Annotated in this window: 10 protein-coding genes; 2 read left to right on the top strand and 8 right to left on the bottom strand. The window is 72.8% G+C overall.

The genetic code is table 11. The features are described from left to right. Positions 1 to 1,314: an aminotransferase-like domain-containing protein gene (locus OG989_RS07010; RefSeq protein WP_151452749.1), complete on the bottom strand. Its 1,314-nt coding sequence runs from the start codon at positions 1,312 to 1,314 to the stop codon at positions 1 to 3. 294 nt (positions 1,315 to 1,608) lie between these two features. Here OG989_RS07010 and OG989_RS07005 point away from each other — a divergent pair, with 294 nt between their 5' ends. After that, entirely contained in the window at positions 1,609 to 2,274 is a 666-nt protein-coding gene (locus OG989_RS07005) for a GNAT family N-acetyltransferase (protein WP_327030043.1), read from the top strand. Between the two features lie 58 nt (positions 2,275 to 2,332). Here the strand turns inward: OG989_RS07005 and OG989_RS07000 are convergent, their stop codons facing one another. The 7 genes from OG989_RS07000 to murJ all read right to left on the bottom strand — a co-directional run bounded on the left by OG989_RS07000 (position 2,333) and on the right by murJ (position 10,900). Continuing rightward, the gene (locus OG989_RS07000; RefSeq protein WP_327030042.1) at positions 2,333 to 3,496 is read right to left on the bottom strand and encodes an N-acetylmuramoyl-L-alanine amidase; all 1,164 of its coding nucleotides are present in this window, start codon (positions 3,494 to 3,496) and stop codon (positions 2,333 to 2,335) included. A 150-nt stretch (positions 3,497 to 3,646) separates the two neighbouring features. Beyond that, positions 3,647 to 3,970: a thioredoxin gene (gene trxA, locus OG989_RS06995; protein WP_327030041.1), complete on the bottom strand. Its 324-nt coding sequence runs from the start codon at positions 3,968 to 3,970 to the stop codon at positions 3,647 to 3,649. Between the two features lie 32 nt (positions 3,971 to 4,002). Then, positions 4,003 to 4,956 carry a thioredoxin-disulfide reductase gene (trxB, locus tag OG989_RS06990; RefSeq protein ID WP_327030040.1) on the bottom strand — a complete coding sequence of 318 codons (954 nt, stop codon included), beginning with the start codon at positions 4,954 to 4,956 and terminating at the stop codon, positions 4,003 to 4,005. A gap of 177 nt (positions 4,957 to 5,133) precedes the next feature. Further along, positions 5,134 to 6,246 carry a hypothetical protein gene (locus OG989_RS06985; protein ID WP_327030039.1) on the bottom strand — a complete coding sequence of 371 codons (1,113 nt, stop codon included), beginning with the start codon at positions 6,244 to 6,246 and terminating at the stop codon, positions 5,134 to 5,136. Further along, positions 6,243 to 7,028 carry an RNA polymerase sigma factor SigM gene (sigM, locus tag OG989_RS06980; protein WP_151455446.1) on the bottom strand — a complete coding sequence of 262 codons (786 nt, stop codon included), beginning with the start codon at positions 7,026 to 7,028 and terminating at the stop codon, positions 6,243 to 6,245. Before sigM ends, OG989_RS06985 begins: the two co-directional genes overlap by 4 nt. A 43-nt stretch (positions 7,029 to 7,071) precedes the next feature. Continuing rightward, on the bottom strand, positions 7,072 to 8,676 hold the full coding sequence (locus tag OG989_RS06975) for a protein kinase family protein (protein ID WP_151455435.1): 1,605 nt from the start codon (positions 8,674 to 8,676) through the stop codon (positions 7,072 to 7,074). Positions 8,677 to 9,136: 460 nt separating this feature from the next. After that, a complete protein-coding gene (murJ, locus tag OG989_RS06970; RefSeq protein ID WP_327030038.1) occupies positions 9,137 to 10,900 on the bottom strand; it encodes a murein biosynthesis integral membrane protein MurJ in 1,764 nt (587 codons plus the stop codon). 132 nt (positions 10,901 to 11,032) lie between these two features. Between murJ and OG989_RS06965 the strand changes: the two genes are divergently transcribed. Continuing rightward, positions 11,033 to 12,493 (top strand): CCA tRNA nucleotidyltransferase, encoded by a 1,461-nt coding sequence (locus OG989_RS06965; protein WP_151455437.1) that lies wholly within the window; start codon positions 11,033 to 11,035, stop codon positions 12,491 to 12,493. Positions 12,494 to 12,617: the final 124 nt, after the last annotated feature.

Genomic DNA, 12,617 nt, shown 5'->3' with positions numbered 1-12,617 from the left:
TCATGCCAAGTCGGGTCCCGGCGTGTCCGCGCCGGCCTGCCCGCGCCGCGCTCCGGGGCGGCCGACCGTGCCGAAGACCCGCCGCATGGCAATGTCCTGCTCCATCACGCCGGCCAACCGGCGCACGCCCTCGCGGATCCGCTCCGGGGACGGGAACGAGAAGTTGAGCCGCATGTTGCCGGTGCCGGTGCCGTCGGCGTAGAAGCCGGTGCCCGGGACGTACGCCACCCGGGCGGCGATGGCCCGGGGCATCATCGCCTTGGAGTCGAGGCCGTCGGGCAGGGTCGCCCAGACGAAGAGGCCGCCGGCCGGCGTCGTCCACGTAGTGCCGGCGGGCATCAGGTCGTCCAGCGCGGCGAGCATCGCGTCGCGCCGTTCCCGGTAGACCTCGCGGTAGACCTTGAGCTGCTCGCGCCAGGGCATGGTGCCGAGGTAGGTGGAGACGGCGGCCTGCGCGTAGCCGCTCGGGCAGAGGATCTGCGCCTCGCTGGCGATGACCAGCTTGTCGCGGACGGCGTGCGGCGCGAGGATCCAGCCGACCCGCAGGCCCGGGGCGAAGGTCTTGGAGAAGGTGCTGAGGTAGAAGACCCCGTCGCGCCGCCGCGCGCGCAGCGGCGCCGGCGCGTCGCCCTCGAAACCCAGCTGACCGTACGGGTCGTCCTCGACCACCAGCAGGCCGGCGCGCTCGCAGATGTCGAGCACCCGCTCCCGCCGCTGCTCGGTCAGCGTCACGCCGGTCGGGTTCTGGTAGGTCGGGATGGTGTAGAGGAACTTGACCCGCCGGCCGGCGCGCGCCTGCTCGGCGATGGCCGCCTCCAGCGCCTCCGGGATCAGCCCGTCGTCGTCCATCGGCACGTGCACGACCTGCGCCTGGGCGGCCTGGAACACCCCGAGCGCGCCGACGTAGGTCGGGCCCTCGGCGAGCACCACGTCCCCGGGGTCGAGGAAGAGTCGGGCCACCAGGTCGAGGGCCTGCTGCCCGCCCACGGTGACCACCACGTCGTCCGGGGAGGCGCCGCAGGCGGCGTCGATGCCGGAGAGCGCCATCACCTCGCAGATCCGCTCGCGCAGTTCCAGGGTGCCCTGGCCGATGCCGTACTGGAGGGTGGTGGCGCCGTGCTCGGCGCCGAGCCGGCCGAGCATCTCGCCGACCGCGTCGAGCGGCAGCGCCGCGATGTAGGGGGCGCCACCGGCGAGCGAGACCACCTCCGGCCGACTGGCCACCGCGAAGAGCGCACGGATCTCCGAGGCGGTCATGCCTCGTACGCGGCGGGCGTACCGGTCGGTGTAGTCGTCGAGCGTCGTGCCGGTCATGACATCACCTCGATGGCTGCTCGGGTGGCTCCCGCCCCGGCGTACCCGGGACACCTGCGACCATGGCGACGCGGGACGCCGAGTGTCGATCCTAGTCGCCGTCTGCCAGGGGCGTAACCGCGAAGTGACCGGCGTCCACATCGCGGACCCCGGCCGGCGCCCCGGAAGGAGAGGCATTCGCGAGTCCCCTCCCGCAGCGTCCGTTTGCGGCGTACGATCGCTCGTCGGGGGCAGGTAGGCGGTGTTGTCGTTCCGTGCCGGTCTCACCTCCGAGCCTAATGTGGGGATACACCAATGTCGCGACGTCTGGTCAGCTTGACCCTCGACACCCTGGAGGACCTGCCCCGCCCGTGCCGGCAGTGCGTCTACTGGGAGCTTGATCCGGTCTCGGCGGACCGGGCCTGTGCCGCGGGCGACCCGGGGCTGGAGAAGGAGGCCTGGGTCTCGCAGACGCTGCTGGAGTGGGGCTCCTGCGGCAAGCTCGTCTACGTCGACGGCATGCCGGCCGGCTTCGTCCTGTACGCCCCGCCGGCCTACGTGCCCCGCTCGATGGCCTTCCCCACCTCCCCGGTCTCCGCCGACGCCGCGCTGCTGATGACGGCCAACGTGGTGCCCGCCTTCGTCGGCGGCGGGCTGGGCCGGATGCTGGTCCAGGGCGTCGCCCGGGACCTCACCAAGCGCGGCATCAAGGCGATCGAGGCCTTCGGCGACGCCAAGTTCGGCGACGCGGCCGACCCCGCCGGCGCCTGCGTCGCCCCGGCCGACTTCTTCCTCTCCGTGGGCTTCAAGACGGTCCGCCCGCATCCGCGCTTCCCCCGCCTGCGGCTGGAGTTGCGTACCGCGTTGAGCTGGAAGTCCGACGTCGAGTACGCGCTGGAGAAGCTGCTCGGCTCGATGAGCCCCGAGACGCTGCTCCGCCCGGTCCGTCCGGCCCCGGCCACCCGCTCAACGGCCGGCTGATCCCGCGCCGGCGCGTCCGGCCCCGGCGGCGGAGTCCGGTCGGGAGTCGGCAGGCGGCTCAGTCGACGACCGTGCCGGCGGCCACCACCGCCCGCAGTGCGCTCACGTCGATCGAGCCGGTGGGGACGTCGCGCTCGACGGGGAAGTACATGCGCTGCACGGCGGCGACGACGGCCTCCACCACCCTGTCCCGGAACCGGGGGCCGACCAGTCGGGCCCGGTCGGTGGGCGAGGTGAGGTAGCCGACCTCGACGCGTACGGCCGGCATCCGGGTCAGCCGGAGCAGGTCCCACGCCTTCGCGTGCGTACGGCAGTCGCGCAGCCCGGTGCGGGCGACGATCTCCCGCTGCACCAGCCCGGCCAGCCGCTCCCCGGTCGCCGAGGTCACCCCGTTGTCGGTGCCGTAGTGGTAGGTCGCCACCCCCTCGGCCTCCGGGTTGACGTGCTCGTCTACGTGCAGCGAGATGAACACGTCGGCGCCGAGCGAGTTGGCCAGCTCCGCCCGGTCGACGTCGGGCAGGCAGTCCTCCTGGGCCGGCCCACGGGTGAGCTGCACCCGGACGCCCGCGGCGGCGAGCCTGCCCTCCAACCGGCTGGCCAGGTCGTACACGAGATCCGCCTCGGTCCACCGCAGCGATCCGTCCGGCACCACCACGCCCGGGTCGGTGCCCCCGTGCCCGGGGTCGATGACGACGGTCCGGCCCACCAGCGCCGGGCCGGACTGCCGGATGGCGTCGGACTCGCGCAGCCACTGCGGCCGCCCGCCGACGACCTTGCGGCCGAGTCGGCGCAGCGCGTTCATGGTGTGCGGACCGCACGAGCCGTCGGGCGTCAGCCCGACCTCGCGCTGGAACTGGGCGACCGCCCTGGAGGTCCGTACGCCGTAGATGGCGTCCGCGCGCCCGACGTCGTACCCCATCTCCAGCAGCCGCTCCTGGAGCGAGCGGACGTCCTCACCGGTGAGCGGCTCCGGAACCGCGTGGTAGAGCGTGCGGGCGCCCAGCCGCCAGCGGGCGGCGTCCAGGGCCCGCCAGGTCTCCGCACCGACCCGGCCGTCCACGCTGAGCCCACGCGACTGCTGGAAGGCCCGCACGGCCCGTTCGGTGTGCGTGTCGAACTCGTCCGCGCCCGGTGCCGTCGGGACGAGCAGGTCGAGGCCGGTCAGCACCGTACGGATCTCGGTCACCGCGGGTCCACGGTCACCGGGTCGGATCGGACGCACGCACGACCCCCTCTGCACGGACGGTTGCTGGCCGGGCGGCCCCCGCTTGAGGCTATGCGTTCCGGGGGCTCCGGGTGCCCCACGTCGGGAAAAACGCGTCGACCCCGTGCCCGGCGGACCGGGTACGGGGTCGACGCGCGTCGGTGCTGCTCAGAGCGCCGATTCGATGAGCCTGACGAGCTCGCCCTTCGGCTTGGCGCCGGCGATCGACTGCACCGGCTCGCCGTTCTTGAAGACGGTGAGGGTGGGGACCGACATCACCCGGTAGGTGCGGGCGGTCTCCGGGTTCTCGTCGATGTTGAGCTTGACGATGGTGACCTGGTCGCCCATCTCGCCGGCGATCTCCTCCAGCAGCGGCGACACCTTGCGGCACGGGCCGCACCACTCGGCCCAGAAATCCACCAGAACCGGCTTGTCGGACTTCAGCACGTCGGCGGCGAAACTCGCGTCGGTGACCGACCTCGTTGCTCCCACTATGACCCTCCTCCGGGATGTGTTTCGGTTGTTCAGCCCTGCAGCGTGGCGATGAAGCGCTCGGCGTCCAGCGCGGCGGCGCAGCCGGTGCCGGCGGCGGTGATCGCCTGCCGGTACGTGTGGTCCACCAGGTCGCCGGCGGCGAAGACGCCGGGCACGCTGGTCCGGGTGCTGGGCGCCTGGACCTTCACGTAGCCCTCGTCGTCCATCTCCACCTGCCCCCGGAAGAGCTCGCTGCGCGGGTCGTGACCGATGGCCACGAAGACGCCGGTGACGTCGAGGACCTTGGACTCGCCGGTGTGCGTGTTGCGTACCCGCACCCCGGAGACCTTGCCGTCGTCGCCGAGGATCTCCTCGACCGTGGTGTTCCACTCGACCTTGATCTTGTCGTTGCTCAGTGCCCGCTCGGCCATGATCTTGCTGGCCCGGAAGGAGTCCCGGCGGTGGATGATGGTGACCGAGTCGGCGAACCGGGTGAGGAAGCTGGCCTCCTCCATCGCCGAGTCACCGCCGCCCACGACCACGATGTGCTGGTTGCGGAAGAAGAAGCCGTCACAGGTCGCGCAGGACGAGACGCCGTGGCCCAGGTACTCCTGCTCGCCGGGCACGCCGAGCGGACGCCACGCGGAGCCGGTGGAGAGGATGACCGCCCTGGCCCGGTAGGCGGTCTGGCCCACCCAGACGGTGCTGACGGCGTCGGAACCCACGCTGCCGGTGTCCTTCAGCTCGACCCGCGTCACGTCGTCGGTGAGGAACTCCGCGCCGAACCGCTCGGCCTGCTTGCGCATGTTGTCCATCAGCTCGGGGCCGAGGATGCCGTCGGCGAAACCGGGGAAGTTCTCCACCTCGGTGGTGGTCATCAGCGCACCGCCGGACTGCACGCCCTCGATGATGAGCGGCTTGAGGTTGGCGCGCGCCGCGTAGACCGCCGCCGTGTAACCGGCTGGCCCGGAGCCGATGATGATCAGGTTGCGGACCTCGTCCACTGCCGTCTCCCGATTGTGTTGTTCGCCATCGGCGCGCACCGATGCCGATCCGATGCCGACGCCGCTCGGTGCCGGCACTTCGATGTGCAGAACGTCATCGTACGAACCGGGGATTCCCGAGCCGGTCATCCGGTGGGTCAGGTCACGTGGACGGCCAAACGGCCGGTGACCGCGAATTCACCCTACCCGCGTGCGGTAGCGGCTGTCCGAGCCGGACCCGGGCACACCGCATTCCGGCCCGCTCGCCCAGGCCCAGTGCGCTCCCGTGGCGTCGGTGAAGCGCACGATCAGCGCCGGACGCCCCTGGAACCGGGCGTAGTCGACCACGTCGACCACCAGCGGACCGTTGCCGTGCTCGGCCTTGATCTCAGCGATGCAGGCGCCCAGCGCGGCGGGGTCGGTGAGCCGGTCGAGCCCGGTGACGGAGCCGGGCAGCCGCCCGCCCTCCGCCTGGACGCCGGGCTGCTCCCCGGGCGGGCCGCCGGTGAACGGCCGTGCCTTCGGCGACGACGGAAGGGCGGCCAGGGACTCCTGCGTGTAGTCCGTTCCGCTGCGCACCGACGGCTCGCCGGCGATCCGGAAGGGCGTGGCGGCGGGGGCGGCGTCCTCACGGTTCGTCGTCGCGGGCAACGCCGTGTCCGCGGCACCGCCCATCTGCTGGTCCCTGGTGAGCTGGTCGACGCCGAGCCCGACCGCCGCGATCGACACGGCGGCCAGCGCGACCGGCCCGGCCAGCCGGGACCAGCGGCGCCGTCGTCGCCCGGGCCCGGTGGCCCCGCTGCGGCCCGGCTCCGACCGGGGTACGCCGGCAGGACGTCTCCCGGACCCGCCGAGCGGCTGTGCCGGCACCGCCCCGATGCCTGTTCTGACCGTTGGTTGACCCTCCGCCGGCCGTTCCTCGGCGGACGTCGCGTCGTCCCCCGCCCCCCGGCCGCCCGGCTCAACCCGGCCGGGCCCCGACCGGCCCGGCTCGGATCGGCCCGGACCTGCGGAGTCCGCAATGGCGAGGTCGGACGCGGTGCCGGGGTCGGACGCCGTGGCGTGGGCCAGGGCGGCAACGATCCGGTCGGTGACGTCGGCCGGCATCTCGGGTGCGGACGCGCCCCAGGTGGCCAGGTCCGCGTGGACGTCCGCCACGGCCGGAGCCAGCAGCGCGTACGCCTGCGCCCAGCCGGGGTCCTCGTCGACCAGTCGGGCGACGAGATCCTCGTCCGGGGTGCCGTCCAGCGCCCCGCCGAGGTAGTCGGCGAGCAGGTCGTGGTCGACCTCCCTGTACCCCCCGGCAGTCACGCGTCCTCCTGGTGGAGATCCCGCCGGGACCGTCCCGACCCCGATCGGACGCCCTCGGGCGACCGCGGGTTCCCTCGGGTGACGGCCGGCACGTTCGGGCCCGTCGCCGGGGCCGGCTCCGCCCGCTGCGGGGTGGCCTGCGGCTCCGTCTTCTGCCTGGCGGGGCGCAGGTGCCCGAGCTGTGTCGCCAGGCGGGCCCGGCCCCGGGCGCACCGGCTCTTGACCGTCCCCTCGGCCACGTCGAGGATCCGGGCCACCTCGGCCACGGGGTAACCCTGCACGTCGACCAGGATCAGCGCCGCCCGCTGCTCGGGCGGCAGATCGGCGAGTGCCTGCCGGACCACGAGCGCCGTGTCGTGGTCCTGGACGGGTGCCGCCGGCTCGACGCCCCCGGTGCCGGAATCGGTGTCCCGGACGCCGTCCGGCAGCGGCACCGTCGGGTGCGCCTGGCGGCGGCGGATCCGGTCCAGGCACGCGTTCACCACGATCCGGTGCAGCCAGGTGGTGACCGCCGAGTCGCCCCGGAACCGCCCGGCGGCGCGGTGGGCGGAGAGCAGGGCGTCCTGGAGGGCATCGGCGGCCTCCTCGCGGTCGCCAAGTGTGCGAAGGGCCACCGCCCAGAGCCGGTCCCGGTGCCGGTGGAAGAGCTCGGCGAAGGCGTGCGGGTCGCCGGCCACGTGGGCGTGCAGGAGATCGAGGTCCGCCGGCCCGGACGGTGGCACCGACGACGAGACCGGCGGACCCGCCGGTCCACCGGTCACCCGTTCGCCGCGTACGCCCATCACCACGTCCGGCGGATGCGGTGCCCGGAGCGCGGTGGCCGCCTCACGACCCCTGGACCGTGATCTCCTGGACGCCGAGCTTGTAGCCGCCGTCGCTCGACGGCAGCTCGGTGATCCAGAACAGCAGGTAGCGGTACTTCTGGTCGGCGTTGAAGCCGTTGAAGGTCATCTTGGTGCCCTCGTGCTCCTCGAACGGCTGGCCGATCGCGGTCTTCCTGTAGTCCGCGAAGAGCTGGGCGTCCCCGGAGGACGACGACGGCCGGTCGGTGGTGCCGGCGTAGAGCTGGGCGGAGGCGCCCCGGGCGGACAGGAGCACCTGCACGGACTTGACCGTGTGCTCGCCGCCGAGGTCGATCCAGACGCCCATGCCCTTCTTGAGGTTGCCGAAGTTGGCGCGCCCCCGGTAGGTCTGGGTCTCCCAGCCCTCGTCCTCGTCCCCGTCGTACACCTTGTCGGCGTTGCGGACCTCGGTCCGGTCGCCCTCCGGGTCGATGATCCGGGCGGTGCTGATCTTCAGCGGCCCGGCCGTGATGGCGGCCGGGGTGGCGTCGCCGGCGGGCGCGTTCGACGAGGGCGCCGCGACCGGGTTGGTCTGTGGGTCGTCGTCACCGCCGCCCAGGGCGGTGATGCCGATCAGCAGGCCGACCAGCGCGACCGCCAGCAGGCTGGCGATGCCGATCGCGACCTTGCGTCCGCCGGCGGCGGCGAGCGGCGACGGCTCCTCGCCGGTGTCGGCCGCGAAGCGCAGCGGGCCGGCGCTGTCGAGGAACTGCTCGTCGGCCGGCACGTCCAGCCGGGCCAGCTCGGCCGCGAGCACGTCCGACGAGGGCGGCTCGATCTCGGCGTCCAGCAGGTCCATGGTGAGGTCGTCGAGGTACGCCGGCACGCCCGCCCGCACCTGCCGGGGGGCGGCGATCGCGCCGGCCGCGTCGCGTACGGCGTCGGGGATGGCGGCCCGGCCGTGGCCGGCGGTGGCGCCACGCAGCGGGGCCTCGGCGTGCGGCCAGTGCCCGGTCAGGGCGAAGTAGAGGACCCCGCCGATCGCGCGGACGTCGCTCTGCTGGCTGTCGGCGCCGTCGGTGCGCGCGTCGGCCAGCACCACCCGGCCGTCGTCACTGATCATCACCGTGCCGGGGTGGACGTTGCCGTGCACCATGCCGGTGGCGTGCACGGCGGCGAGGGCGCTGGCGACCGCGTTGCCGATGGTGGTGGCGCGCGCCGGGTCCATCGGCCCGTCGGTGACCAGCTCGCGCAGCGACTGCCCGTCGACCCACTCCCGCACCACGTACGCCCGCTCGGCCTCGTCGATCGCGTCGTAGACGCCGACCAGGTTGGGGTGGATGACACGGCTGGCCGCGACGGCGCCCTGGAGCATCTCGGTGGCCGAGTCGCCACCCGGGTAGCGCAGCACGACCGCGACGGGACGGCGCAGGATGACGTCGACCCCGCGCCAGACCAGCCGACCCGCGCTGTCGTTGTTGATGTGCTCGACCAGCTCGTAACGCTCGGCGAGGATCTCACCGGCCGTGGGAGCACCGAAGGTCATGACCTGAGGAGCGCTCTCCTCCGCCTCCTGACCTTCGCCGACCTGGGTCACCCGTCCTCCCTCGGTGATCGTGTCGATCGATGGACCCGCGCTGCTGGGCATGTGGCTTCCCGCTCTGCCTTCGAAGGAACCGGCCGACCGGTGTCGACGCGGAGCGCCGGCGCCTGCCGTACCCGTCGAGAGCGACCTTACCCGGGTTGGCCGTCTCCCCGACATGTCATCTTCGCGCCGCTCCCGGGCCGAGCTGCCGGCAGGCGGCCGACTTGTCCGGTTGCTCCCGTTGTCAGCCACGTTGCTGGCACATGTACTGGCCAATCTAGAGGTTGGCCGCAAGCGTCCGCAGGGAGGGGCCGGCCGTTGCGGCGATCGCGCCGACGCAGCCGGGTTCCCCCCGACCGGACCGCCATGCTCAGCCGTACGGCTGGTTATCCACAGGCCCTTTCGGTGCCTGAGCGGCGAATCACGGAGTTATCCACAGGCGCATCCCCAGGCTGGTGATCCTCGTTCACAGAGAGTGCAGTCCGCCCGCAGCGTGTCGCCCGCCCCGAGAGACGGGTTTCGGTCAGCGGCCCAGCCGGCGGCGGACCATGCCCACGACCTCGGTGATCTCGCCGATCCGCAGGACCATGGCCAGCCCGAGGTACGTCCCGCCGATCACCGCCCCACCGACCACGAGCTGGACGACGGCCTCCAGGCGGCTCGGCGTGTCGTCGCCGGGCAGCAGCTTGACCACGATCAGGCCGACCACCGCCGCGCCGAGCGCCGCGACCGCGACCCGCGCGCTGGTGCGCATGATCTCGCCGAGGCCGATCCGACCCACCCGGGGACGTAGCAGCCAGGCGGAGGCGATCGCGGCGGCCAGGTAGGAGACGGCGTTGCCGATCATCATGCCGGCGCCGGCGAAGCTTGCCGAGAAGACCGCGAAGAGCACGATCTGCACCCCGATGCGCAGCGCCACCACCGGAATGTTGATCAGCGCCGGGGTGCGGGTGTCCGGCAGGGCGTAGAAGGCGAACGTGAAGAGCTGGCTGACCGCGAACGGCACCAGGGCGAGCGCGGCGGCCAGCAGCACCACCGAGGTGGCGGTGGCGTTGCCCTCGTCGAAGGCGCCCCAGCGGAACAGGGTGAACGAGATCGGGGAGGCGAGCACGGCGTAGCAGACCGCGATCGGGGCGAGCACCGCGGTGACCGTCCGGGTGCCCCGGGACAGGTCGGCCGCCACGTCGGCGTACCGGCCGTCGGCGGCGGCCGCGCTCATCCGGGGCATCAGCGCGGTGATGATCGAGACGGCGATGATGCCGTGCGCCGTCATCAGCAGCAGGAAGACGTTGTTGTAGATTAGCGGGCCGGCGGCGTTCTCCCTGCCCGCCCGGTTCAGCAGGTTGAACAGCACGATCAGGCCGATCTGGCTGACCGCGACGTAGCAGAACATCCACGCCCCGAGCCGGCCCAGCTCGCGCAGGCCGAGCTTGCGGAAGTCGAAGCGCAGCTTCCAGCGGAAGCCGACCTTGCGCAGCGCCGGCAGCAGGCCGGCGGCCTGGATGGCGACGCCGAGCAGGGTGCCGCCGCCGATCAGCAGGATCCGCCCGGTCGTCATCTCGTCCGGCTTGATGATGTCCGCGCCGAAGATCGCGATGTAGAGGCCGGCGGTGGCGATCACCACCAGGTTGTTCAGGATCGGCGCCCACATCGGGGCGGCGAAGTGGCCCCGGGTGTTGAGCACCGCGCTGATCAGCGCGCTCAACCCGGAGAAGAAGATCATCGGCAGCATCAGGCGGGCCAGCCCCGTGACCAGCTTCGAATATTCGCCGGCCGACTCACCGCTGCCGTAGAGCATGGTCAACCACGATGCCGACAGCACTGCCAACAACGCGGCCACGCCGAGCGCCAGCACCGCCAGGGTGAGCAGCCGCTGGGCGTACGCCTGGCCGCCGTCCGCGTCCGACTTGCGCCGCCGTACCAGCACCGGGATCAGCACGCTGGTGAGTACGCCGCCGAGCAGGAACTCGTAGACCATCCCGGGCAGGATCTGCGCGGTGGTGTACGCGTCACCGACCAGCGCGCCGCCGAGCGCCGCCGCGATCACCAGGTTGCGCAGGAAGCCCGTACCGCGGCTGACCAGGCTGCCCATGGCCATCACCGCGCTGTTGGTCGCGGCGCTGGCCTCGGCCACCTGCTCCTGTGGCGGCGCGGTCGACTCCATGGCCGGCTGGTTGAGCGGCTCGGCGGAGATGAACGTGGCGCCGTCCGACGGCCCGCCGGGCGTCGCGCCGCCGGGTGCGCCGCCCTGTGCGGCGTTCGCGCTGCGGTAGAGACCGCCGCTCATCTTGTCGCCTCCAAGGCAGGGGAACGTCGGAGCCGGGCCCGGGCCCGCACGTCACAGACGATAGTCAACGGCCACCCGTTACCCGCGCCCGGCGGACCGCATCCCCGTCGGGACCGATAGTCTGGCGCTCCCATGTCCGAAGCCTCCGCTCCCCACGCCGCCGACCGCCGCGAACTCACCGCCGCACAGCGCAACGCCGTTGCCGAACTGCTCCGGGTCTCCCCGGTCGCCGACGAGTTGGGCCGCCGGTTCGCGCGGGCCGGCCACGAGCTGCACCTGGTGGGCGGTTCGGTACGCGACGCCCTGCTCGGCCGCCTCGGCGACGACCTCGACTTCTGCACCGACGCGCACCCCGACGAGACCCTGCGCATCGTGCGCGGCTGGGCCGAGTCGATCTGGGAGACCGGCCGGGAGTTCGGCACCATCGGGTGCCAGCGCGACGGGCTGCGGCTGGAGATCACCACCTTCCGTGCCGAGTCCTACGACCAGGTCAGCCGCAACCCGATCGTCGAGTACGGCACCGACCTCGCCGAGGACCTGCGGCGGCGCGACTTCACCATCAACGCGATGGCGGTCAGCCTGCCCGAGCACCGGTTCACCGACCCGCACGGTGGGCTGGACGACCTGGCCGCCAAGGTGATCCGCACCCCGGGCACCCCGGCGGAGTCGTTCGGCGACGACCCGCTGCGGATGCTGCGCGCGGCCCGCTTCGCCGCGCAGCTGCGCTTCGCGGTGCACCCCGACGCGTACGCGGCGATGACCCGGATGGCCGGCGACCTGGACCGGATCACGGCCGAGCGGATCCGCGACGAGTTCACCAAGCTGCTCTGCGGCGCGGACCCGATCACCGGGCTGCGGCTGCTGGTCGACACCGGGCTCGCCGAGCGCTTCCTGCCGGAGCTGACCGGGCTCAAGCTGGAGATCGACGAGCACGCCCAGCACAAGGACGTCTACGAGCACACCCTGACCGTGGTGAGCAACGCCGTCTCGTACGAGACGGAGGGGCCGGACTTCGTCCTGCGGATGGCCGCGCTGATGCACGACGTCGGTAAGCCGGCGACGAAGGCGGTGGGCTCGGACGGCCGGGTCAGCTTCCACCACCACGAGGTGGTCGGCGCCCGGCTCACCAAGGCCCGGCTGAAGGCGCTGCGCTACCCGAAGGAGATCACCTCCAAGGTGACCGCGCTGGTGGCGCTGCACCTGCGCTTCTACGGCTACGGCCGGGGCGAGTGGACCGACTCGGCGGTGCGCCGATACGTCGCCGACGCCGGTGACCTGCTGCCGCGGCTGCACAAGCTGACCCGGTCGGACTGCACCACCCGCAACCGCCGCAAGGCGGCCCAGCTCGCCGCCGACTACGACGCGCTGGAGGAGCGGATCGCCCGGATCGCCGCCGAGGAGGACCTGGCGCGGGTCCGGCCCGACCTGGACGGCAACGCCATCATGGAGCTGCTGGGCGTACCGCCGGGACCCGTCGTCGGACAGGCCTGGAAACACCTCAAGGAGCTGCGCCTGGAGCGCGGCCCGCTGGACCGCGACGAGGCCGAGGCGGAGCTGCTGCGCTGGGCCCGCGACGAGGGCATCGTCGAGTAGCCCGGCCAGGGCGCCACGGATCTGTCGGCCTTCAGGGAGCCGGTCCGACGCGGGCCACGCCCGGACGACACGAGAAGGGCGCCGCTCCCGGCCGGGGACGGCGCCCTGTCGCGCTCAGCGGATC

Origin of the sequence: Micromonospora sp. NBC_01740, assembly GCF_035920365.1 — a bacterium.
In the GTDB taxonomy this organism is placed as follows: domain Bacteria; phylum Actinomycetota; class Actinomycetes; order Mycobacteriales; family Micromonosporaceae; genus Micromonospora; species Micromonospora reichwaldensis.
Note: the sequence above shows the minus strand (reverse complement) of the source record. Positions and strands in the feature narration are given on the sequence as shown.

Coding starts and splice junctions, on each gene's coding strand:
- OG989_RS07010 (WP_151452749.1), bottom strand. CDS start 1,314: ATGACCGGCACGACGCTCGACGACTACACCGACCGGTACGCCCGCCGC.
- OG989_RS07005 (WP_327030043.1), top strand. CDS start 1,609: ATGTCGCGACGTCTGGTCAGCTTGACCCTCGACACCCTGGAGGACCTG.
- sigM (WP_151455446.1), bottom strand. CDS start 7,028: ATGGGCGTACGCGGCGAACGGGTGACCGGTGGACCGGCGGGTCCGCCG.
- OG989_RS06975 (WP_151455435.1), bottom strand. CDS start 8,676: ATGCCCAGCAGCGCGGGTCCATCGATCGACACGATCACCGAGGGAGGA.
- murJ (WP_327030038.1), bottom strand. CDS start 10,900: ATGAGCGGCGGTCTCTACCGCAGCGCGAACGCCGCACAGGGCGGCGCA.
- OG989_RS06965 (WP_151455437.1), top strand. CDS start 11,033: ATGTCCGAAGCCTCCGCTCCCCACGCCGCCGACCGCCGCGAACTCACC.